Source organism: Aureimonas endophytica (genome assembly GCF_014642635.1).
In the GTDB taxonomy this organism is placed as follows: Bacteria; Pseudomonadota; Alphaproteobacteria; order Rhizobiales; family Rhizobiaceae; genus Plantimonas; species Plantimonas endophytica.
This window is the reverse complement of sequence record NZ_BMIQ01000005.1, coordinates 274,701-296,273: the sequence shown is the minus strand read 5'-3', so window position 1 is coordinate 296,273 and position 21,573 is coordinate 274,701. Positions and strand designations below refer to the sequence as shown.

20 protein-coding genes are annotated in these 21,573 nt (G+C 68.8%); 6 read left to right on the top strand and 14 right to left on the bottom strand.

The genetic code is table 11. From position 1 onward, the window contains the following. Positions 1-99: 99 nt before the first annotated feature. Both IEY14_RS17010 and IEY14_RS17005 read right to left on the bottom strand, forming a co-directional pair. Positions 100-558 (bottom strand): cupin domain-containing protein, encoded by a 459-nt coding sequence (locus IEY14_RS17010; RefSeq protein ID WP_188910601.1) that lies wholly within the window; start codon positions 556-558, stop codon positions 100-102. A 46-nt stretch (positions 559-604) separates the two neighbouring features. Continuing rightward, complete coding sequence (locus IEY14_RS17005) at positions 605-1,024, bottom strand: cupin domain-containing protein (RefSeq protein ID WP_188910599.1); 420 nt, start codon at positions 1,022-1,024, stop codon at positions 605-607. Positions 1,025-1,088: 64 nt separating this feature from the next. On the opposite strand from IEY14_RS17005, the gene IEY14_RS17000 reads away from it, so the two are divergent. Further along, the gene (locus tag IEY14_RS17000; RefSeq protein WP_188910597.1) at positions 1,089-1,568 is read left to right on the top strand and encodes a MarR family winged helix-turn-helix transcriptional regulator; all 480 of its coding nucleotides are present in this window, start codon (positions 1,089-1,091) and stop codon (positions 1,566-1,568) included. A gap of 24 nt (positions 1,569-1,592) precedes the next feature. Here the strand turns inward: IEY14_RS17000 and IEY14_RS16995 are convergent, their stop codons facing one another. The 12 genes from IEY14_RS16995 to IEY14_RS16940 all read right to left on the bottom strand — a co-directional run bounded on the left by IEY14_RS16995 (position 1,593) and on the right by IEY14_RS16940 (position 14,201). Beyond that, positions 1,593-2,684 carry an ABC transporter ATP-binding protein gene (locus tag IEY14_RS16995; protein ID WP_188910595.1) on the bottom strand — a complete coding sequence of 364 codons (1,092 nt, stop codon included), beginning with the start codon at positions 2,682-2,684 and terminating at the stop codon, positions 1,593-1,595. 76 nt (positions 2,685-2,760) lie between these two features. After that, positions 2,761-4,212, bottom strand: a complete 1,452-nt coding sequence (locus IEY14_RS16990) for an extracellular solute-binding protein (protein ID WP_188910593.1) — start codon at positions 4,210-4,212, stop codon at positions 2,761-2,763. 44 nt (positions 4,213-4,256) lie between these two features. Beyond that, a complete protein-coding gene (locus tag IEY14_RS16985) occupies positions 4,257-5,291 on the bottom strand; it encodes a carbohydrate ABC transporter permease (RefSeq protein ID WP_188910591.1) in 1,035 nt (344 codons plus the stop codon). Then, positions 5,288-6,163 (bottom strand): carbohydrate ABC transporter permease, encoded by an 876-nt coding sequence (locus IEY14_RS16980; protein ID WP_188910810.1) that lies wholly within the window; start codon positions 6,161-6,163, stop codon positions 5,288-5,290. The genes IEY14_RS16985 and IEY14_RS16980 overlap by 4 nt, the downstream gene beginning before the upstream one ends. Further along, positions 6,160-7,083 (bottom strand): ribokinase, encoded by a 924-nt coding sequence (locus tag IEY14_RS16975; RefSeq protein WP_188910589.1) that lies wholly within the window; start codon positions 7,081-7,083, stop codon positions 6,160-6,162. Before IEY14_RS16975 ends, IEY14_RS16980 begins: the two co-directional genes overlap by 4 nt. A gap of 2 nt (positions 7,084-7,085) precedes the next feature. Next, entirely contained in the window at positions 7,086-7,541 is a 456-nt protein-coding gene (locus IEY14_RS16970; RefSeq protein ID WP_188910587.1) for an RbsD/FucU family protein, read from the bottom strand. A gap of 47 nt (positions 7,542-7,588) precedes the next feature. Next, complete coding sequence (locus tag IEY14_RS16965) at positions 7,589-9,979, bottom strand: aldehyde dehydrogenase family protein (protein ID WP_188910586.1); 2,391 nt, start codon at positions 9,977-9,979, stop codon at positions 7,589-7,591. A 3-nt stretch (positions 9,980-9,982) separates the two neighbouring features. Continuing rightward, positions 9,983-10,990, bottom strand: coding sequence for a deoxyribose-phosphate aldolase (deoC, locus tag IEY14_RS16960; RefSeq protein WP_188910584.1), 1,008 nt, complete (start codon positions 10,988-10,990; stop codon positions 9,983-9,985). Positions 10,991-11,100: 110 nt separating this feature from the next. Beyond that, a complete protein-coding gene (locus tag IEY14_RS16955; RefSeq protein WP_188910582.1) occupies positions 11,101-11,838 on the bottom strand; it encodes a DeoR/GlpR family DNA-binding transcription regulator in 738 nt (245 codons plus the stop codon). Positions 11,839-11,938: 100 nt separating this feature from the next. Beyond that, a complete protein-coding gene (locus IEY14_RS16950; RefSeq protein WP_244639531.1) occupies positions 11,939-12,322 on the bottom strand; it encodes a GMC oxidoreductase in 384 nt (127 codons plus the stop codon). Further along, complete coding sequence (locus IEY14_RS16945; protein WP_188910580.1) at positions 12,255-13,055, bottom strand: VOC family protein; 801 nt, start codon at positions 13,053-13,055, stop codon at positions 12,255-12,257. Before IEY14_RS16945 ends, IEY14_RS16950 begins: the two co-directional genes overlap by 68 nt. A gap of 423 nt (positions 13,056-13,478) precedes the next feature. Continuing rightward, positions 13,479-14,201 carry a hypothetical protein gene (locus tag IEY14_RS16940; RefSeq protein ID WP_188910578.1) on the bottom strand — a complete coding sequence of 241 codons (723 nt, stop codon included), beginning with the start codon at positions 14,199-14,201 and terminating at the stop codon, positions 13,479-13,481. Here IEY14_RS16940 and IEY14_RS16935 point away from each other — a divergent pair. Genes IEY14_RS16935 through IEY14_RS16915 form a run of 5 tightly spaced genes read left to right on the top strand, consistent with a single transcriptional unit; the run spans position 14,182 to position 21,508 of the window. Continuing rightward, entirely contained in the window at positions 14,182-15,180 is a 999-nt protein-coding gene (locus IEY14_RS16935; protein WP_188910576.1) for a sugar ABC transporter substrate-binding protein, read from the top strand. The genes IEY14_RS16940 and IEY14_RS16935 overlap by 20 nt on opposite strands. 45 nt (positions 15,181-15,225) lie before the next feature. Next, entirely contained in the window at positions 15,226-16,761 is a 1,536-nt protein-coding gene (locus IEY14_RS16930; RefSeq protein ID WP_188910574.1) for a sugar ABC transporter ATP-binding protein, read from the top strand. Further along, on the top strand, positions 16,758-17,741 hold the full coding sequence (locus IEY14_RS16925; protein WP_188910572.1) for an ABC transporter permease: 984 nt from the start codon (positions 16,758-16,760) through the stop codon (positions 17,739-17,741). The genes IEY14_RS16930 and IEY14_RS16925 overlap by 4 nt, the downstream gene beginning before the upstream one ends. Positions 17,742-17,770: 29 nt before the next feature. Further along, positions 17,771-19,840: a hydantoinase/oxoprolinase family protein gene (locus IEY14_RS16920; protein ID WP_188910570.1), complete on the top strand. Its 2,070-nt coding sequence runs from the start codon at positions 17,771-17,773 to the stop codon at positions 19,838-19,840. A gap of 3 nt (positions 19,841-19,843) precedes the next feature. Beyond that, positions 19,844-21,508 (top strand): hydantoinase B/oxoprolinase family protein, encoded by a 1,665-nt coding sequence (locus IEY14_RS16915; protein ID WP_188910569.1) that lies wholly within the window; start codon positions 19,844-19,846, stop codon positions 21,506-21,508. The last annotated feature ends 65 nt before the right edge of the window (positions 21,509-21,573 follow it).

Sequence of the window (21,573 nt, the reverse complement as noted above, 5' to 3'; positions counted from 1 at the left end):
GGCATTCGCCGCAGGGCGCGGCGTCCTTGCGTCACCGCATCCTTGCCGCCGCGGTCTCGATACGGCGACATCCCCGCGCGGCCTGCCTTCCGCGCCTCCTCAGGACTCCGGCAGCAGGAATTCCATGCCGTTGCGGCGGCCGGTTTCGAGAAGCCGCGCCACGTCGGGCGCGGGCATGGGATCGGGCAGGCGCCAGGTGCCGGGCGGCATGGGCTCGCCGGCCTGCGAGAAGAAGTTCACATGCAGCGTGCCGGGCGTGTTGACGATGAGCAGGCGTCCGGGTGCCTCCCCGACATTCCTGAACGTATGCGCTTCGCCGAGCGGGACGCGGACGAACCCGCCGGCGCCGAGCCGCAGGATCTCGGCGCCGATGCCGAACTCGAACGTGCCCTCCAGAACGTGGAAGGCCTCGTCGTCGGTCGGATGGCGGTTGGGCGGCGGGCCGGCGCCCGGCGCGACCAGCGCCTCGACGAGGCAGTAGCCCGCCTCCGGATCGCGCTGAAGGAAGCGCAGGAGCGTGCCGGCGAGGAAGTAGGTGTCGGTCTGCGTCTCGGACATCGGAGGACGGCTCGGTTGCGGGGGCGATTGGTATCTTCGGAAGAGGTCAGGCCGGCACGAGGCCGTGACGCGCCATGACGGCATGCACCTTTTCGGGGTCCGGCCGGCCCGGCCCGTCGATCACCGCCGCCAGCTCCTCGAAATAGGCGCGGGTGATCGTGCCGGGCGTGATCACGACCAGGGCGCGGGCGGGACCGGGATGCCGGTTCTCGTGATGATGCACGCGGCCGCGCGGGATGAAGACGGCCTCGCCCGGCGCCAGTTCCCGGACCACGCCGTCGAGGGTCACCGTCAGGATGCCGTCGAGGCCATAGACGATCTCGTCCGCTTCGGCGTGATGGTGCGGGGCGGGAACGCGGGCCCGGGGCGGCACGCGGAACTCGAAGACGGTGGCGGAGGGCTCGCCGATCCTGAAACGGAGTTCGAGATCGCCGATGCGCACCAGATCCCGGTCATCCGCTTCCATCGGTGGCGCATCCGTTGTAAAGTGACTTTACAGATAGGCGTAAAGCCACTTTACAAGGCTGTCAATGGACGATCCTTACGACGCCGCCCCGCCTTCCAAGCGCACGCTGCCGCCGCCGAGCTTCGGCGCACTCATGCGCATCACCTGGCAGCATGTGCGGGCCGAGCTTCTGGAGGCGATCCACGCGGCGGGCTTTCCCGAGTTCCAGGATGCCCATTTCGCCGTCTTCTCCTATCCGCTGCCCGACGGCGTGCGGCCGTCCGAGCTGGCACGGCGGAAGAACATCTCGCGCCAGGCCGTGAACTACCTTCTCGGCCAGCTCGAAAGTCTCGGCTATGTCGAGCGCCGCGCGGAGGGCGACGCGGATCGGCGTCTGGTGCATCTGACGCCGCGCGGCTGGGCGATCGCCGACGCGATCCACGCGCGCCTGACTTATCTCCAGACCGAATGGTCCCGCGAGGTCGGCCCGGACCGCTTCGCGGTCTTTCTCGACGTCCTGAAGGAGCTCTCGGGCAAAGCCGGGACCGACCCGCGGCGCGAATGATGCCTGCGCGAAATCCCGTCCCCCTCAGCGCCCGATCGCCTTGCCGCTTGCCTTGTCGAACAGGTGCATCCGGTCGAGGTCGAGCGGGATCGACACCGTCTCGTCGGGCGCGACGGGCGTATGGGCCGAGGCCTCGGCGGTGAAGGGCGCGGCGCCGACCTGGCCGATCAGCAGCGTATGGGGGCCGAGCGGTTCGACGTCGCGCACCGCGAGGCGGACGGCCGGGCCGGCGGCGCCGACCGGCAGCGCATGCTCGGGCCGGATGCCGAGCACCACGGCCTGGCCTTGCCCCGCAAGCGCGGCGGCGTGGAAGCGCGGCGGAAGCGGCAGCTCGACCCCGCCATCGGCCCGGAACGTCGGGCCGCCCTCCCCGCGCTCGACGCGGCCCTCGAGGAAGTTCATCGAAGGGGCGCCGATGAAGGCCGCGACGAAGAGATTGTCCGGCTTCTCGTAGAGGGTGATCGGATCGGCCGCCTGCTCGATGCGGCCGCCATTCATCACCACGACGCGATCCGCCATGGTCATGGCCTCGACCTGATCGTGGGTGACATAGACGATCGTCGTGGCGAGGCGCCGATGCAGCGCCTTGATCTCGGTGCGCATCTCGATCCGCAGCTTGGCGTCGAGATTGGAGAGCGGCTCGTCGAACAGGAAGACGTCCGGCTCGCGCACGATGGCGCGGCCGATGGCGACGCGCTGGCGCTGGCCGCCGGAAAGCTGCTTCGGCCGCCGCGCCAGATAGGGTTCGAGGTTGAGGACGCGCGCGGCGCGCGCCACGGCGGCGGCGATCTCCGTCTGGCCGGTGCCGCGCACGCGCATGCCGTAGCTGATGTTCTCGGCCACCGTCATATGCGGATAGAGCGCGTAGTTCTGGAACACCATGGAACAGTTGCGCAGGCCCGGCCGCAGATCCGTCACCTCGCGCTCGCCGATCGCGATCCGCCCGCCCGAGGCGCTTTCCAGCCCCGCGATCATCCGCAGCGTCGTCGTCTTGCCGCAACCCGACGGCCCGACGAGCACGACGAATTCGCGGTCGCGGATCTCAAGGTCGAGCGGCGGAATGACCGTCACCGCGCCATAGGTCTTGGTGACGCCTTCGAGTGTGACCCCGGCCATGGGAACGCCGCTCCAGTGCTTGATCGTCGAGGAAAGGCGCGGCGGGCCGGGAAGGCCCGCCGCCACCGCCGCCGGCTTACTTCGCCGGCAGGCCCATCGCGGCGCGATAGGCGGCGAGCTGCTTGTCGCGGCCGAACTCGTCGGTCAGCCGGTTCCATTCCGCCGCGATCGTGTCGAGCGCCTTCTGCGGCTCCTCCTCGCCGGCCAGCGCTTTGGAGAGCTCGATCTCGACCACTTCCGTATAGGAGAAATAGCCGGGCAGGCGCATGTCGAGCGCGACGTTCTTGGCGGCGATCGAATCCGCCTGGGCGCCGAGATATTCCTTCGCCTCGCGATCGGTGAAGATCGTCGACCAGCGCTTCACGTCGCTCGTATGCGACAGGCGATAGGGATTGACGCCCGTGCCGCCCGTCACCGTCGCCTCGCCCGAGATCTCGGGGCTGGTCAGGAAGTGGATGAAGTTCCAGGCGGCGTCCGGATGCGGAGTCGTCTGCGGCACGGCCGCCTGCCAGCCGCCGAAGGCCATGAAGGGCGAGGAGATGATCTCCGGGAACTTGTCCCACTTCTTCGTCTTGGCGTTCCAGATCTCGTCGGAGCCCGGCAGCACGGCCGAGCCGACCTTGCCGGAGATCTTCGACTGCTTGGGATCGGCCGCGATGACGCCCGTATCGCCCCAGCCGATCGATTCCGCCACCTGGCCGCCCGCCATGGCCGCGTTCACCTCGCCGAAGGAGAAGTTCAGCGCGTTCGGCGGCGCGAGCTTGGAGGCGCGGATATACTCCTCCAGCCCCCGCAGCCAGCCGGGATTGTTGATCTGAGCGTTCATCGTCTCCGGATCGAAGAACATCGAGCCCGGATTGTCCGGATGGTTGGTATAGGCCGCCGCATGGCTGAAGAAGAACCAGAACTGCTGGCCGCCGCGCCGATAGGCCTCGGCGACGCCCCAGAGGTTCTTGTCCGGCCGATGGAAGAACTCGGCGATGTCGGTATATTGCTTCCAGGTCTTCGGCGGCGCGAGATCGTAGCCGTACTTGGCCTTGAAGTCGGTCTTTTCCTTCGGGTCCTCGAAGAGGTCGATCCGGTAGGTATAGGTATGCACGTCGCCGTCCATCGACTGCGACAGGACCTTGTCGTTCCACACCATCAGGCGGTCGCGATAGACCGGGGCGATGTCGTCCCAGTCCTTGCCCTGGCGCATCTCCGCCGGCATCTCGGTCAGGAAGTCGGTGAAGTCCGGCGCCCAGGCGGGCGGGAAGGTGATGCCGTCGAAGGTCGCCTCGCCCGAGGTGAGCGCCGTCACGATCTTCGGATAGAGCTCCGACCAGGGGAACTCCACCACGTTCACCGTGCCGCAGGTCTTGTCGTGCCACTTCTTCGCGGCCATCTGCAGCGCCGAGGCGATATAGGGCCCGGTCTGGCTGGCGAAGTTCAGCTGGACGCCCGAATAGTCGGGATCGCAGGCGGCGCGGGCCGGAGCGGCGCCGGCCAGCGAAGTGGCGGCGAGCGCCGCGAGAATCCATTTCCTCATCTGTCTTCCTCCCCTTGTGGCCCGAGACGGGCGGTAGGACGCGGTCACTTGATGGCTCCCAACATCAAGCCCGACCGCATCAGCCTGCTGAGCAGCGTGGCCATGACCATCATCGGCACGATGGCGATGAGGGTCGCGGCGGAAATCGCCCACCATTCGTCGCCGCGCTGGCTGTTCTGGCCGGCGACGAGGATCGGCAGGGTCTGCCATTGCGAATTCGTCAGGAAAAGCGCGAACAGGAACTCGTTCCAGACGAAGGACAGCGTGATCATGAAGGTCGCCGCCAGACCCGGCGCCGCCATCGGCACGACGATGCCGAGAAAGATCCGCCAGGTCGGCACATTGTCGACCATGGCCGCCTCCTCCACCTCGACGGGAAGGGCGGCGAAGAAGTCGCGCATCAGCCAGACGACGATTGGCATGGAGAAGGCGACGTAGCAGAGCGTCAGGCCCCAATAGGTGTCGACGAGCTTCAGCCCGGCCCGTCCGGCCTCCGAATACATGAGGAACAGGGCGAAGGCGGTGACGATGGGCGGAAACATGCGCTGGCTGACGAACCAGAAGATGATGTCCTCGTTGCCGAGCACCGGTCCGGGCACGCGCAGGCGGTTGACGAGGATGGCGAGGACCAGGGCCACCACGAAGGAGGTCATCAGCGCCGCGCCGCGCCCCAGCCCCAGGAGATAGTAGCCGGCGAGATAGCCGCCGAGCGCGACGGCGAAGAAGGCGAGGCCGGAGGCGAGCCGCACGCGGAACGGAAAGCGCACCAGCGCATAGGCCGCCATCGTGCCGAAGGCGGTGGCGAGCACCGCCGCCGAGAAGCTGACCACCAGCGAATTCACGAAGGTGCGGAAGAACTGGCCGCGGATGCCGGCCAGGATGTCCCGCCAGGCGGCGAGGGTCGGCTCGAAATCGACGAAGGGCAGATAGGTCGGGCCGCCGAAGACGCCGGTCGGCGCCTTGAAGGCGGTGATCGCCACCCAATAGATCGGAAACAGCGTGAGAAACGCCCAGAAGAGGACGCCGGCGACGACGAGGGTCCGCGCCAGGGGGCCGAGATCGGCGAGCCGGCGCGTCATCGCCGCTTCTCCAGATGCGGGCGCAGCACGGCGAGATAGAGCGTGCCGATCACCGTGATCACGATCAGGAACAGGAAGCTCAAGGCCGAGGTGTAGCCGAGATTGAACTTCTTGAACCCTTCCTGATAGGCGAAGAGCGTCAGCGTCTCGGTCGACACGCCCGGCCCGCCGCCGGTCATGACGAAGACCGTGTCCATGATCTTGTAGCTCTCGATCAGCCGCACGAAGACCACCGCCGCCGAGATCGGCAGCATCATCGGGAAGGTGATGCCCCAGAACTGCTGCCAGGGCGTCGCGTTTTCCAGCGCCGCCGCCTCGTAGACGTCCTCCGGCAGGGTCTGGAGGCCGGCGAGGAGCAGGAGGATGACGAAGGGCGTCCATTGCCAGACCTCGACCGCGACGATGCAGGCGAGCGCCCAGCCCTCGGACGTGAGGAAGGGAATGTTCGGAAAGCCGAGAGCGCTCATGAACTGGTTGAGCGGTCCCATGGTCGGGTGGAAGATCATGCGGGCGATGAGGGCGACCGCGACCGGGGCGAGCAGCATCGGCAGAAGGAAGCCGACGCGGAACAGCCGCTCGCCGGGGATCTTCATGTTCAGCGCCATCGCGACGGCGAAGCCGATGACATATTGCAGGGCGACGGCCACGAAGGCGATCAGCGAGGTGGTGCGCACCACCGTCCAGAAGCGCGGCTGCTGCAGGAGATTCCAGTAGTTGTCGAGCCCGACGAAGCGCGGCGGCGTCGGCGGCACGAGGCGGAAGCTCATGAAGCTCGTGGTCAGCGAATAGACGAGCGGGAAGATCGACACGAGAAGGACGACGATCACCGCCGGCCAGATGAAGACGTGCTTGATCGGGTCCTCGCGCATCAGGCCCTCGCCAGAAGGGCCTGCACCTCGTCGAGATGCGGCATGGAGGGCGCGGTGCCGGGGCGCGTGACGGAAATGCCGGCGGCGGCCGCGCCGAAACGGGCGGCGGCGAGCGGATCGAGCCCTTTGGCGAGCGCCGCGGCGAAGGCGCCGACGAAGGCGTCACCCGCGCCCGCCGTTTCCACCACCGGCCCGGCGGCGACGGCGGGGACATGGTCGGAGGCGCCGCGCCCGTGCAGAAGGACGCCGCGCTCGCCGAGCGTGATCAGCGCGGTGCCGGCGCCCTTGGCGAGGAACCAGTCGCCCGCCCGCCGCGCGTCGTCGAGCGAGCGCAGCGGCAGGCCGGTCAGGGCGGCGGCCTCGGTCTCGTTCGGCACGACGAAGCTGCTCAAGCCATAGAAGACGTCGTCCACCGGCGCGGCCGGGGCGGGATTGAAGATCGTCGCGACGCCGGCCTCCCGCGCGATCTCGAGGCCGCGAAGGGCGGCATCCTGCGGCTGTTCGAGCTGCGTGACGAAGACCGCCGCCGAGGCGATGGCGTCGCGCGCCGCCTCGACATCGCCCGGCGACAGCGATCCAGCCGCGCCCGGCACGACGATGATGGCGTTCTCGCCGTTCACCTCGTTGACATAGATGAAGGCGGCGCCCGTCGCCGTCTCGACCCGTGCGACATGCGGCGCGATGCCCTCGCGCTCCCAGGTGGCGACCGCGATGTCGCCGAAGGCATCGCGGCCGAGCTTGGACACGAAGCGCACGGAGGCGCCGGCCCGCGCCGCCGCGACGGCCTGGTTCGAGCCCTTGCCGCCGGGTCCCATGGCGAAGCCCGATCCGGCGATGGTCTCGCCCACCGCCGGCATTCGCCCCGAGCGGAAGGCGAGATCGGCGACGAAGATGCCGAGAATGGCGACGCCCTGCCCCGGCATGGTCACTGTCCGTCCGGCGCGATGACGCCCTTGCGGAAGATGAAGCAGCCGTAGAAGCGGCGCTCGCCGGTGGCGATCACGCAATAGCTCTTCCGGGCATGCTCGTAGAATTCCATGCGCTCGATGGAGCCCATCGGCCAGGACCGGCCTTCCGCCCGGTCGATCTCGGCCTGCACCTCGCGCTGCACGTCGGGGATCTCATCCGGCTGGCCGACGATCTCCATGCGCATCGCCGCGTCGTCCACGAAACCGTCGAGCGGCAGCACCGACAGAATGGCGGCGATGGCGCGCGGCCCCGGCACGTTGTCGATGTGCAGGAGCTTGCCGAGGACGGTCTCCCGCGCCACCGAGTCGGCCGGGAAATTGGTGTCGCAGACGACCACGCGGTCGCCATGCCCCATCGCCCTGAGGGCCTGCAGCACATCCGCGTTCAACAGCGGATTCAGGTTCTTCAGCACGCTCGTCCTCCCTCGCGCGTCCGATGTCCTTCAGATTCCCGAGACGATCAGTCTCCGTAGGGAATCCAGATGTTCTTCACCTGCACCGCATGGGTGAGGAAGATGCGCCCCTCGGCCGCCGCCGGATCGCTCCAGTCGAGCGACAGCCCGTGGTCGACGAGCGTGCGCTTCAGGTTGCCGGCCGACAGACGCTCCGCCTCCCGCGAAGCCGTCCTGGAACCGAAGACCCAGAGCGCGTCGAGATCGTCGTGGCTCGCCAGATCCTTCGTCAAGCTTTCGCGGTCGCCGGTAACGACATTGACGACGCCCGCCGGCAGGTCCGACGTCTCGAAGACCTGATAGAGATCGGTGACGCTGAGGGGATGCTTCTCGCTCGGCACCGCGACGACCCGGTTGCCGGTCGCGATCAGCGGCGCGACGAGGCTGACGAAGGCGAGAAGCGGCGCCTCGTCCGGGCAGACGACGCCCACCGTGCCGATCGGCTCGTGCATGGCGAGCGCGACGCCGCGCAGCGGCGGCGAATGGACCGCGCCGTCGAACTTGTCCGCAAAGGCGCCGTAGGTGAAGAGGCGGGACACCGCCATGTCCACCTCCCGCCCCGCCCCGGCCGCGTCGACCCCCGTCGCGGACGCGATGCGGGCGGCGAACTCCCCTGCCCGCGCCGAAAGGTTCTCGGCGAGATAGTAGAGGATCTGCGCGCGGTTGTGCGTCGAGGCGCGCGACCAGCCCTCGGCGGCCCGCGCCGCCGCGACGGCATTGCGCAGATCCTTGCGATTGCCCTCGCCGACCTCGCCGATCGCCGCGCCGGATGCCGAGCGGATCACCCGCGAGCCGTTGCCGTCGGGCCGCGCCTGGCGGCCGCCGACGAAGAGCTTGGCGGTGCGGTCGATGGCGCGAAGCTCGAAGCCGCGTGGCCCCGCATCTGCCGCCTCTAGCGCCGGCACCGCCTCGCGCGGAGCGCGGCCGGCCCAGGCGTCGGGCTTCAGATATTCCAGCGCGCCCTCGCGCCCGCCCTCGCGGCCGAAGCCGCTTTCGCGATAGCCGCCGAAGCCGACGCCGGCATCGAAGAGATTGGTGGCGTTGATCCAGACGACGCCGGCCTGGAGCTTCGGCGCGATGTCGAGCGCGAGGCCCAGCGTCTCGCTCCACAGGCTGGCGGCGAGGCCGTAGCGCGAATTGTTGGCGAGCATCACCGCCTCGTCCGGCGTGCGGAAGGTCATCGCCACCGCGACCGGCCCGAAGATCTCCTCGCGCGCCACGATCGAGCTCGGATGAACCTCGGTGAGCAGTGTCGGCGGATAGAAGGAGCCGCCGCCCTCCGGCAGCGCCACCGGCGCCTGATGGAGCACGGCGCCTTCCGCGACGCCGGCGGCGACGAGCGCCTCGATCCGGCGAAGCTGCACGGGATCGACGATCGCACCCATGTCCACCGCCTTATCGAGGGGCGAGCCGACCCGCATCGCCGCCATGCGGCGCTTCAGGCGACGCACGAAATCCGGGGCGATGCCCTCCTGGATGAGGAGGCGCGAGCCGGCGCAGCAGACCTGGCCCTGGTTGAACCAGATGGCGTCCACCACGCCCTCGACCGCCGCGTCGAGATCGGCGTCCTCGAAGACGATGAAGGGCGACTTGCCGCCGAGTTCCAGCGTCAGGCGCTTGCCCGTGCCGGCGGTCTTCTCGCGGATCGCGCGGCCGACCTCGGTCGAGCCGGTGAAGGCGATCTTGTCGATGCCGGGATGCTCGACGATGGCGGCGCCGGTCTCGCCGGCGCCCGTCACGACGTTGAGGACGCCGTCCGGCAGGCCGGCCTCGCTCGCGAGCTCTGCGAAGAGCAGCGCCGTCAGCGAGGTATATTCCGCCGGCTTCAGGACCACCGTATTGCCGAGCGCCAGCGCCGGCGCGATCTTCCAGGCCAGCATCAGCAGCGGGAAGTTCCAGGGAATGATCTGGCCGACGACGCCGAGCGGCGAATAGCCGGCGAACTCGGTCGCCTGGAGCTGCGCCCAGCCGGCATGATGGTAGAAGTGGCGGGCGACGAGCGGCACGTCGAGATCGCGCGTCTCGCGGATCGGCTTGCCGTTGTCGATCGCCTCCAGGACGGCGAGCAGCCGGCCGTGGCGCTGCACCATCCGGGCCAGCGCGTAGAGATGGCGCGCGCGGCCATGGCCGCCGAGCTTCGCCCAGGGGCCCTGCGCCCGCCGGGCGGCCGCGACCGCCGCCTCCACATCCGTCGCCGTGCCGGCGGCGAGCCTCGCCAGCGGCCGGCCGGTCGCCGGCTCGAAGCTCTCGAAGGCACCGCCCTCCGCCGCCGGGCGGAAGGCGCCGTCGATGAAATGGCCGAAACCCTCGGCATGACGCCCCAGCCAGTCGCGCGCCGGACCCTCCGCCTCGGGGGCCGGGCCGTAATCCATCGTGTCGAAATAATGCGCCACGCTCATGGCCTACCCTGCCGCATGCCGGTTGAAGGCCGAATAGCGGCCGGTGACGTGATGTTCGAGCTGGCGCTCGATATCGGCGAGGAGGCTGGAAGCGCCGATGCGGAAGAGATCGGGTTCCAACCAGCGACGGCCGAGCTCCTCCTTCATCAGGAACTGATAGGTCAGGATGTCCTTCGCCGCCGAGATGCCGCCGGCCGGCTTGTAGCCGACCATGAAGCCCGTGCGCTCGTGATAGGCGCGGATCTGCCGCAGCATGATCAGCGTCACGAGCGGCGTCGCGTTCACGCCCTCCTTGCCGGTGGAGGTCTTGATGAAGTCGGCCCCCGCCATCATGCAGACGAGCGAGGCCTTCGCCACGTTGCGCAGGGTCTTCAGATCGCCGGTCGCGAGGATCGCCTTCACATGGGCCGCGCCGCAGGCCTGCCGGAAATCGCGCATCTCGTCAAAGAGCGCCTGCCAATTGCCGGTGAGCACGTGCTCGCGCGTGATGACGATGTCGATCTCGGCCGCCCCGTCCGCGACGGAAGCCTCGATCTCGCGCAGCTTGACGTCGTGCGGCACGAGGCCGGCCGGAAAGCCGGTGGAGACCGCCGCGACCGGAATGCCGCTGCCCTTCAGCGCATCGACGGCGGCGGCGACGAAGCGGTGGTAGACGCAGACCGCGCCGGTCGCGATCGCCCGCTCGCCCATGCCCATCGCGTCGAGAAGATCCTGGCGCACCGGGTTGCGCGCCTTGGCGCAGAGGCGGCGCACGCGCCCTTCCGTATCGTCGCCGGACAGGGTGGTGAGATCGATGCAGGTCACGGCCTTCAGGAGCCAGGCCGCCTGCGCGTCCTTCTTGACGCTGCGGCGGCCGGGCAAGGTGGCGCAGCGCCGCTCGGCGGCCGAGAGATTGACGCGCGTGCCCGAAAGCCAGGCGGCGTCGAGCGCCATGCCCTCGTTGCGCGGCAGCGCGGCGCCCGGCATCGCCCCCGCGTGCCGGACCGGCGATGCGATCGCATGGACCGTCATCCGTTCCTCCCCTCCCGCGACGCATCGCGACGCGGGCCTGTCAGCTTCTTATCGTTTGTGAGATTTGTAACTTCAGTTTGTGACGATCGTCAAGAGGCAATCACCCGCCGTCACGCGGCCCGATCGACCTGCTTCACGCCCTCCTCAGTGACGAGCGCGTCGAACTCGCCGAGGCCTGCGAAGAAGACGGGCCGGATGCGCCCGAACTTGCTGCTATCGGCCACGAGATAGCGCCGCGCGGCGGCCGCCATGGCGCGCTTCTTGTAGGCGACCTCGTGGAAATGCGAGCAGCTCACCCCGCGCTCGGCATGGATGCCGCCGGCCGACACGAAGGCGGCGTCGAGGCCGATGCGGCTGAGGGTCTCCAGACTGTCCTCGCTGGAAAAGGAGTCGGAGCCGGGCTGGTAGACGCCGCCGAGCAGCACCAGGCGGACATTCGGTTTGGCCCGCAGCGGATCGGCGACGTTCAGCGAATAGCAGATCGCCGTCAGCGCCATGTCGTTCGGAATCTGCTGGGCGAGATGGGCGAGCGTCGTGCCGCAGTCGATGAAGATCGTCTCGCCCGGCGACAGGAGGCCGAGCGCCTTCGCGCAGGCCTCGCGCTTGGCCTTGGCATGGCTGTCGGCCTCGCTCGCCAGCACATAGGCGCCGCCGCCCGCCGCGATGTCGGCGGCCTTGACGATATGGCCGCCGAGATAGGCGAAGCGGTCGGCCTCGGCGGCGATGTCGCGGCGCACCGTCATCTCGGAAACGCCGAGAAGGTCCGCCGCCTCGCGCAGATGCATCGTGCCGCGAAGCGCGATCGCCTCGGCCAGCGTCTCGATCCGCGCCGTCTTGGATTTTCGCATCGCCGCGGCACCGCCTCCGAACCGGGCCCTTGACGCGGATGACAACCGTCATCCGGCTTCGCACCGCTCCAGCGGTGTCGACCCGAGTCCTATGTTATAATCACAACAAATGCGACGGTCGCCAGCAAATTCTCATCGGCGGACGTTGAGCAATCCGCGTCGCGGGCGGCGAAGACCGCTGGGCTCGGAGTCGAGAAGGCGGGCTCGGATGTCGCTCGCGCCTACCGCTCCGTGATTCCCGCCGCATCGTCTCGGCGATGCGCTCGGCGATCATGATCGTCGGCACATCGGTGTTGGCGCAGGGGATCGAGGGCATTGGCGAGGCGTCGCGGACCCGCAGCGCCTCGACGCCATGGACACGGCGTCTCGGATCCGCCACCGCCGCTGCGGCGGGCGGGCGCTCTTCTACCCGACGCTCATCGCCCGTCTTCCTGCCGGCGCGGGCCGACGAGGCCGATCCGGAAGCCTTGGGCGTCCCTGACATTGGCCGAGAAGGCGCCGCCCGGAATTTCGTCCGGGCCTTGCAGCACGTCGCCGCCCTTGTCGCGGGCCGCCGCGAGCGCGGCATCGATATCGGGCACCTGGACATACCAGTTCCAGCGCGCCGGCGCGCCGGTGGTCGCGCTGGACATGACGGCGCCCGGACGCACATCCGCGCCCATGCCGATGAAGGCATAGTCGCCCATGTCGCCCATCGGCATGGCCCCGGCTTTGGTCCAGCCGAAGAGCCGGCCGTAGAAGTCGAAGGCGGCCTCGGGATCGGGCGTCGCGAGTTCGATCCACACGCCGTGACCGACACTCGACAGGTCGCCCGGCATGCTCTGCCGGAAGGCGGTCGCGGCGCCGGTGCCGGCGATCCGCATGATGCTGAACGACACGCCCTGCGGATCGCTCGCCGCGGCGAAGCGGCCGACATGGGGAATGTCCATCGGCCCGGCATGGACCCGGCCGCCGAGCGCCCTCACCTTCTCGGCCAGCGCGTCGACATCCTCGGCGGCGAAATAGAGGGTCCAGCCGGTCGGCATCTCGCCCCGCCGCGCCATCAGCCCGGCGACGCCATCCCCATCGCGCGCGCTGGCGATGCGATAGCCGCCATGCTCGGGCATGGGCGAGGTCGCGACCGACCAGCCCGCCACCGCCTCGTAGAAGACCTGCGCCTGATCCTGGTCCGGCGTGACGAGTTCGAACCAGACCGGCGTGCCGTCGGGATCCACCATCGTCGATCTCCCCTCATCCCGCTTCGCGCCGAAGGTCGCGGCCGCTCGCCCTCTTGCCCCCGGTCGGCCCGCGTCCGCGAAGACGGGACCGGTCCGGGACGCCGCGCTCCCTTCAAAGAATCGCAACGGACCGCGCGGCCTGTCAATGGCGCCCGAAACGGGACCCTCGGCAATCGGGCCGGCCTGCGTCGGAAGGCTGGGTCGGCGAGCGGGCGCCACAGGACCACCCCGCACGGCCTCGGATCCGCATGGGGCTACGGCGCGGCCTGGAGGCCGATGAAGCCGACCACGGCAGGGAGCGAACACGATCAGAATATTGCCGTCGCCCTCTTGTGCACAAGGAATATACAAGCTTCTATAGCTGCGAAACCAAGCGGAGCCGACGAGTCTTGATCGCCTTCACAGCGGCTGCCTTCCGCCCGATCACCGCCTTCGGACGCGACGCAACCTTGCGTCGTCGAATGCTGGATAGCGTCGTGGGCGACGCCCCCGCGACACCGTCGACAGTCTGACCGGACGACCGCGATGGAGAGGCCCTACGATCCCGCCGAACTGGAGCGCATCGTGGCGGGGCCGCATGCCGCGCCGAGGCTCTTCGCCCATCTCCAGGCTGGCCTGAAGCGCGATGCCGGCTGCGGTCTGCTGACGGCCTCCGTCTACGACCTGCCGGCCATGCGCTCGCGCCGGGTCTTCTCGGAAAACCCGGAGGCCTATCCGGTCGGCAATTTCAAGCGGCTCGACCGCAACCGCTATTTCGAGACGGTGCTGGCCGGACAAAAGCCCTTCTCCTCCACGACGATCGAGGAGATCGCCGAGGTCTTCTTCGACTGGGAGAAGATCCGGGCCCTCGGCTTCGAGTCCAACCTGAACATCCCGGCGATCGCCGACGGACGGGTGATCGGGACGGTGAACCTTCTCGACCGGAAGGGACACTACACGGCCGAGCGCGTCGCGCGGGCGCTGGCCTGGCAGCCGGTCGCGACGCTCGCCTTCCTGCTCCTCCTCATGGACGGCCGCGAGGACGCGACCTTCCATGCCGAGCCCCTCGCCGCGACCGCCGCCACCCTGGAAGGGCTGAGCGAAGCCGCCGGCCTTTCGCCGATCAAGTTCCCGAAGGAGAACGCACATGAAGTCGAGATCGCTCACCGCCGCCATGGCGCTCCTCGCCGGCCTCGCGCCGTTCGCGGCCAGCGCGAAGGACGGCAAGTTCAACATCGCCTTTCTCGCCGCCTCCAGCCAGAACGGCTACAATCAGGCCATCTATGCCGGCATCCAGGAGGCGGCGAAGAAGGACCCGAACGTCACGACGGAGATCTTCGACGGCGAGTTCTCCGCGACCAAGCAGTTCTCCCAGGTGGAGGATCTGGTGGCCGGCGGGCGCTTCGACGCTCTGATCATCTCGCCGAACGATACGGTCGGCATCGCCACCGCCCTGGAGGATGCCACCGCCGCCGGGCTGAAGGTCGCGACGACCCTGTTCCCGGTCGGGCCTGAACTCTCCAACATGCAGCCGCAGGTGAAGGGGCTGACGACGACCGTCGCCTCCGACCCCGCGCTCGGCGCGCGGGCGCAGGCGGAGAAGGTGGCCGACTACTGCGCCGACAAGAATCCCTGCAAGGTCGCCATCCTGATCGGCCAGTTGGTTTATCCCTTCGACAACCTGCGCAACGACACGTTCAAGAAGGTGATCGCCGAACATCCGAACATCCAGCTCGTCGCCACCGGCGAGGGCAATTACGATCCCGACAAGTCGATGAAGGCGATGCAGGACATCCTCCAGGCCCATCCCGACATCAATGCCGTCTTATCCAATGCCGATCAGCATCTCCTCGGCGCCGAGGTGGCGCTGACCGATGCCGGCATCGACATGGGCTCGATCTTCACGATCGGCGGCGGCCTCAACCAGATCACGGTGGACGCCATCCGCGCCGGCACCTTCAGCGCGACGCTCGCCTCCTTCCCCCATTCGATGGGCGGCGCGGCGCTCGACGCGGTGGTGAAGTCGCTGAAGGGCGAGAGCGTGCCGGTTTGGATCGACGAAACCAAGCTCGGCCAGACCCCGGTCATCGTCGACAAAGCTTGGCTCGACGCCCATCCGGACTTCAAGGCGGAATGGCAGGGCTGATCATGCCGGGGCGCCACGGCGCGGGGTGGAAAGAGGGCGCGTCCCATGTCCGGTAACGGCGTCGCCGTCAGCCTGCGCGGTGTCGAGAAGAGCTTCGGCGGCACCCGTATCCTGTCCGGGATCGATATCGACATCGCGGCTGGCGAGGTTCATGCCTTCGTCGGCGAGAACGGCGCCGGCAAATCGAGCCTCGGCAAGATCATCGGCGGCTATTATTCCGCCGATGCCGGCGAGGTGACGGTCTTCGGCCGGGCAGTGGCGCGCTTCTCCCCGCGCGAGGCGCTCCAGGCCGGGATCGCCATGATCCACCAGGAATTGCAGCTCGTGCCGCATCTCACCGTCGCCGAGAACGTCTTTCTCGGCCAGGAGAGCAATCGTGGCGGGCTGCTGGTGCCGGGCGACCTCCAGCGCTTCGCGGCGATCGAAGCCACCTGCGGCTTCCATCTCGATCCGCGCGCGCGCGTCGCCGATCTTCGGATCGCCGAGCGGCAGAAGGTGGAGATCATGCGCGCCGTCGCCCGCGACGCCCGCGTCATCATTATGGACGAGCCGACCTCGTCGCTGACGGAGGACGAGGCCGAGCGGCTGCACCAGCTCATCGCCCGCCTGAAGGGCGGCGGCGTGACGGTGATCTATGTCAGCCACTTCCTCGACCATATTCTCGCCAATTGCGACCGCGTGACGGTGATGCGCGACGGCCGCGTGGTGCGGACCTCGCCGGTGGCCGGCGAGACGAAGCAGAGCCTCGTCGATTCGATGCTCGGCCGCGCGGCGACGATCGGCTGGCCCGCCCTGCCGCCGATGCCGGCGCCCGGCGTCGCGCCCGTCGCCGAATGGCGCGGCGTCGCCACCGCGACCGGCCTCCGCGACGTGTCGCTGGTGCTGCGGCCGGGCGAGATCGTCGGCCTCATCGGCCTCGTCGGCTCGGGACGCACCGAGATCGCCCGCGCCATGTTCGGGGCGGACGCGATCACGGCCGGCACCTATCTGATCGACGGGGTGGAAACGCGCGGTCTCGGCGTGCCGCAGGCGGTGCGGGCTGGCATCGCCCTCGTGCCGGAGGATCGGCGCCGGCAGGGCCTCGTCCTCACCCAGACGACGCGGCCGAATGTCAGCCTCGCGACGCTCGGCGCCGTCAGCCGCTTCGGCCTTCTCCAGCCGGGGCGCGAGAAGGCGCGCGTGCGCGCCATGATCGAGCATTTCGGCATCGTCCCCGCCAAGGTCGACGGCGCGGTCGCCCTCTATTCGGGCGGCAACCAGCAGAAGGTGCTGCTCTCCAAATGGGCGGCCGCCCGGCCGAGGGTGCTGATCCTCGACGAGCCGAGCCGGGGCGTCGATATCGGCGCGCGTCGCCGCATCCACGAATTCATCGTCGAGATGGCGGCGGCCGGCACCGGCGTCGTCCTGATCTCGTCCGAGCTGGAAGAGGTCATCAACCTGTCCCATCGCGGCTACCTGATGAGCGACGGGCGCATCTTCGCCGAGGCGGACTGCCGGTCGCTTACCGTCGAGGCCGCGCTCCACCGCATCTTCCAGGAACAGAACCGTCAATCCGCATCGCAGGGAGCGACGCTGCCATGACCCGAAGCCACGCGACCACGCCGCCGCCCGTCGGCGGCCTCCGGCTCGACCGCGCCCTCGTCGGCCGCTTCGCGCGGGACTACGGCGTCCTCATCATCATCGCGGCGCTGCTGATCGGCCTCAGCTTCGCCTCCGACAGTTTTCTCACGCCGCGCAACCTTCTCAACATCGTCAACCAGAGCGCGCCGCTCGCCATCATCGCCTGCGCCCTCACCCTCGTGATCATCGGCGGCGGCTTCGATCTCTCGACGGGCGCGATCTTTGGCGTCGCCTCCGTCTCGGCGGGCTGGATCGCGATCAATGTCGATCCGGTGCTCGCCGTCTTCGCCGGGCCGCTGATCGGCCTGGCGCTCGGGCTGGTGAACGGCGCGATCATCACCACCTTCAACGTCCATTCGTTCCTGGTGACGCTGGCGACGAGCCTCGTCTATCGCGGCATCGCGATCCTCATCACCGGGGGCGCGCTCATCCCGGTGCGCATCGCCGAGTTCTCCTGGCTCGGCCGCGAGCGCGTCGGCATGGTCAATGTCGCGGTGCTCGTCTTCCTCGCCGTCATGGCGCTGATGATGCTGCTCCTCAACCGCACGACCTTCGGCCGGCGCGTCTTCGCGGTCGGCGGCAACGAGGAGGCGGCGATCCTGTCCGGCATCCGCACCCATCTGGTGAAGATCGCGACCTTCGCCATTTCCGGCGCGGCGGCCGGGCTCGCCGGCGTCATTACCGTCTCGCGCATCTCCATGGCCGCGCCGCAGGGCGGCGCCGGGCTCGAACTGGAGGCCATCGCGGCGGTGATCCTCGGCGGCACCTCGATCATGGGCGGCGCCGGCGCGATCTGGCGCTCGGTGTCCGGCGTGCTTCTGATGGCGCTGATCGGCAATGGCTTCAACATCCTCAACGTCAATCCCTTCTTCAAGGACCTGACGACGGGCGTGATCATCGTGATCGCGGTGGCGCTCGCCGCCTCCGGCTCGCGCCGGTGAACGACATGGCTTCGACGGAGAATTTCCTCATGACCGAGAAGGTCACGCGCGTTTCCACCGATGTCGGCGGCACGTTCACCGACCTCGTCTATTTCGAGACGGACCCCGCGACCGGCCGGCAGACCATCCGCACCGAGAAATCGGACACGACGCCGCCGAATTTCGAGAAGGGCGTCCTCGACGTCCTCGAGAAGGCGGGGGTCGATATCGGCCAGGTGGACTTCTTCGCGCATGGCACGACCGTCGTCATCAACGCCCTGACCGAACGCAAGGGCGCGCGTGTCGGCCTCATCACCACCGAGGGCTTCCGCGACGTCCTGGAGATCGGGCGCGGCAACCGGCCGGACTTCTTCAACCTCATGTATGTGAAGCCCGAGCCCTTCGTGCGCCGCCACCTGCGGCGCGAGGTACCGGGGCGGATGGACTATCGTGGCGCGGAGACCGTGCCGCTCGACCTCGCCGGCCTGCCCGCGATCCTCGACGACTTCCGGGCGGCGGGCGTCGAGGCGGTGGCGATCTGCCTCCTCCACGCCTATGCCAATCCCGCGCATGAGGAAGCGGTCCTCGCCGCCGTCCGGCAGCTCTGGCCGGAGGCGAGCGCCGTCGCCTCGCACCAGATCACCCGCGAATGGCGCGAATACGAGCGGACCAACACGACGGTCCTCTCCGCCTATGTCCAGCCGAAGGCCGAGCAGTATCTGGAGAGGCTGCGCGCCGGCCTCTCGGACAAGGGCTATCGCGGCAATCTCTTCGTGATGCAGTCGAATTGCGGCGTCGACTCGGTCGAAGCCGCCAAGGCCGTGCCGATCACCATGGTGGAATCGGGCCCCGCCTCCGGCTTCTGGGGCGCGGCCGAACTCGGCCGCATCATCGGCGAGCCGGACGTGCTCGCCCTCGACATCGGCGGCACGACGGCGAAATGCTCGCTGATCGAGGGCGGTCAGGTGAAGATCAAGACGGATTACTGGATCGAGCGCAACCGCCGCTCGGCCGGCTATCCGATCATGGTGCCGGTGGTCGATCTCGTCGAAATCGGCAATGGCGGCGGCTCGATCGCCTCGGTGGATGCCTTCGGCAAGCTGCATGTCGGGCCGCGATCGGCGGGTGCGATGCCCGGCCCCGCCGCCTATGGCCGGGGCGGCACGAACGCCACCACGACCGACGCCAATCTGGCGCTCGGCCGCATCAACCCGGACTATTTCTGCGGAGGCGCCGTCGAGGCCGACATGGCGGCGGTGCGGGCGACGCTGGCCGAGCTCGCGGCAAAGCTCGGCACCGAGCCGGCGGAGGTGGCGCGCGGCATCGTGCGGATCGCCAATTCCAACATGGTGAACGCGCTGAAGCTCGTTTCCGTCAATCGCGGCTACGATCCGCGCGACTTCACGCTCGTCGTCTTCGGCGGCGGCGGGCCGATGCATGGCGTGGCGCTCGGCCAGGAGCTCGGCGTGCGTAAGGTGGTGATCCCGCGCGGCGCCCCGGTCTTCTCCGCCTGGGGCATGATGATGAGCGACCTCAGGCGCGACTATTTCGCGACGCGCCTTCTCGACGCCGACGACCATGCCGGGCTCGACGCGCTGTTCCAGACCATCGCCGAGCAGGCCCGCGCCGAGTTCGCGCGCGAAGGCGTGGCACGCGAGCGCGTGGCGCTGCGGCCCCTGGTGCGCTGCCGCTACCGCAACCAGGAATTCGCCGTCGAGGTGCCGATCGAGCCGACCCGGATCGGTCCCGACGAGATCGCCGGCATGGTGGCGGCCTTCCACGGGATCTACGAGCGCGAATATACCTATCGCCTCGCGGCCGAAGTGGAGATCATCGGCCTGCATCTCATCGCCTCCAGCGAGGTCGGCAAGCTGGAGCTCGCCCGGCTCTCGGTCACGGGCGCGTCGCTCGACGGCGCGGTGAAGGGCCGGCGGACCGTCGACTACGCCACCGACGGCATCCACGAGGCGACGATCTACGACGCGACGAAGTTCGAGCCCGGCATGCGCTTCGCGGGGCCGGCGATCATCGAGGACCCCGGCACGACCATCGTCGTCCATCCGGGCAACCGCGTGTCGATCGACGATTTCGGCAATACCCATATCGAGATCCGGGGCTGAGCCATGACCATCGCCACGAAGGACTTCGACCCGGTCACCTTCGACATCATCCAGAACGCGCTGGAGGCCGTCGCCGACGAGATGTTCGTCGCGCAGCGCAAGACCTCGATGAGCGCGATCATCTACGAGGTGCTCGACCTCTCGACCTCGATCCTCGACCGCCATGGCCAGATCGCGGCATCCGGCGCCGGCATTCCCGCCTTCATCGGCGTGCTGGACAAGGCGGTGCGCGGCATCCTGAAGAAATTCGCGCTCGCCGAGGTGCGGCCGGGCGACGTCTTCGCCTCGAACGATCCCTATTTCGGCGGCGTCACGCATCTCAACGACATGGTGCTGGTCGCGCCCGTCTTCGACGGCGAGCGGCTGGTGGCCTTCGTCGCCAACATCGCGCATTGGAACGATGTCGGCGGCAGCGTGCCCGGCTCGATGTCCTCGGAGGCGACGGAGATCTTCCAGGAAGGCGTGCGCATCCCGGCGGTGAAGCTCTTCGAGGAGGGGCGGCCGAACCGCGCCGTGTTCGACATCCTCGAAGTCAACACGCGGCTGCCCGACTTCCTGCGCGGCGATCTCTGGGCCGGAATCTCCGGCCTGAAGATCGGCGAGAAGCGGGTGCTCGAACTCGTCGCCAAATACGGCGCCGACACGTTCGAGGCGGCGATGGAGGACTATATGCGGCTCGGCGAGCGCCGGGCGCGCGCCGCCTTGCAGGCCTTGCCGAAGGGCAGCTTCACCTTCGAGGAGGAGCAGGACAGCGGCGCCATGCATCGCGTGACGATGACGATCCGCGAGGACGCCTTCGTCGTCGATCTCAGCGACAATCCCCGGCAGAAGGGCTCCTCCAATTCCAGCCGGGAAGGCACCGAGATCGCGGTGCAGCTCGCCTTCAAGGCCTTCACCGACCCGGACGCGCCCGGCAATGGCGGCTTCTTCCGGCCTCTCCAGGTGGTGACCCGGCCGGGCACCATCTTCCATGTCGAGGCGCCGGGCGCCCTCGGCTATTATTCCGAGGTGGAGATCCGTGCCTTCGACATGCTGCTGCGCGCCTTCGCCTCGTGGTTTCCCGGCGTGGTGCCGGCGGGCAATTTCGCTTCGATCTGCGGCACGGTGGTGGGCGGCCCGCATCCCGAGACCGGGCGGCACTACACGATCGTCGAGCCGCAGCTCGGCGGCTGGGGTGCCTGGGAGGGACGCGACGGGCCGAGCGGCCAGTTCTCCGGCTTCCACGGCGAGACCTTCAACTGCCCGGCCGAGGTGGCGGAGGCGCGCTACGGCCTCAGCGTCGATCAGGCGGCGCTGAATGCCGAGCCGGGCGGCGAGGGGCAATGGCGCGGCGGCAAGGGCATCGACGTCCATTACCGGGTGCGCGCGGACGACAACTTCCTGTCGGTCGGCTATACGCGCTCGCGCATCCCGCCCTGGGGCGTCGCCGGCGGGCGCGACGGCTCGACCAACTATGTCGAGCTGCGCCGCAAGGACGGCACGCGCGAGCGCCTGTCCTTCGCGACCAATGTCGCCGTGAACGCGGGCGACGTCATCCGCGTCGTCACCGGCAATGGCGGTGGCTACGGCGATCCGCGCGAGCGCAGCCGCGAAGCGGTCGCCGAGGACCTGAAGGACGGCTATCTGACCCCCGAGCGCGCCCGCGAGATCTACGGCTTCGAGACCTGAGCGCCGGATCGCGCCCGACGCTTCCGGGCGGCGCCGCGCCGGTGCCGCCCTCCCTCCCCCTTTCG

Coding starts and splice junctions, on each gene's coding strand:
- IEY14_RS16955 (WP_188910582.1), bottom strand. CDS start 11,838: ATGCGAAAATCCAAGACGGCGCGGATCGAGACGCTGGCCGAGGCGATC.
- IEY14_RS16925 (WP_188910572.1), top strand. CDS start 16,758: ATGACCCGAAGCCACGCGACCACGCCGCCGCCCGTCGGCGGCCTCCGG.
- IEY14_RS17010 (WP_188910601.1), bottom strand. CDS start 558: ATGTCCGAGACGCAGACCGACACCTACTTCCTCGCCGGCACGCTCCTG.
- IEY14_RS16950 (WP_244639531.1), bottom strand. CDS start 12,322: ATGTCAGGGACGCCCAAGGCTTCCGGATCGGCCTCGTCGGCCCGCGCC.
- IEY14_RS16935 (WP_188910576.1), top strand. CDS start 14,182: ATGAAGTCGAGATCGCTCACCGCCGCCATGGCGCTCCTCGCCGGCCTC.
- IEY14_RS16990 (WP_188910593.1), bottom strand. CDS start 4,212: ATGAGGAAATGGATTCTCGCGGCGCTCGCCGCCACTTCGCTGGCCGGC.
- IEY14_RS16930 (WP_188910574.1), top strand. CDS start 15,226: ATGTCCGGTAACGGCGTCGCCGTCAGCCTGCGCGGTGTCGAGAAGAGC.
- IEY14_RS16945 (WP_188910580.1), bottom strand. CDS start 13,055: ATGGTGGATCCCGACGGCACGCCGGTCTGGTTCGAACTCGTCACGCCG.
- IEY14_RS16975 (WP_188910589.1), bottom strand. CDS start 7,083: ATGCCGGGGCAGGGCGTCGCCATTCTCGGCATCTTCGTCGCCGATCTC.
- IEY14_RS17000 (WP_188910597.1), top strand. CDS start 1,089: ATGGACGATCCTTACGACGCCGCCCCGCCTTCCAAGCGCACGCTGCCG.
- IEY14_RS16915 (WP_188910569.1), top strand. CDS start 19,844: ATGACCATCGCCACGAAGGACTTCGACCCGGTCACCTTCGACATCATC.
- IEY14_RS16985 (WP_188910591.1), bottom strand. CDS start 5,291: ATGACGCGCCGGCTCGCCGATCTCGGCCCCCTGGCGCGGACCCTCGTC.
- IEY14_RS16965 (WP_188910586.1), bottom strand. CDS start 9,979: ATGAGCGTGGCGCATTATTTCGACACGATGGATTACGGCCCGGCCCCC.
- IEY14_RS16920 (WP_188910570.1), top strand. CDS start 17,771: ATGACCGAGAAGGTCACGCGCGTTTCCACCGATGTCGGCGGCACGTTC.
- IEY14_RS16995 (WP_188910595.1), bottom strand. CDS start 2,684: ATGGCCGGGGTCACACTCGAAGGCGTCACCAAGACCTATGGCGCGGTG.
- deoC (WP_188910584.1), bottom strand. CDS start 10,990: ATGACGGTCCATGCGATCGCATCGCCGGTCCGGCACGCGGGGGCGATG.
- IEY14_RS17005 (WP_188910599.1), bottom strand. CDS start 1,024: ATGGAAGCGGATGACCGGGATCTGGTGCGCATCGGCGATCTCGAACTC.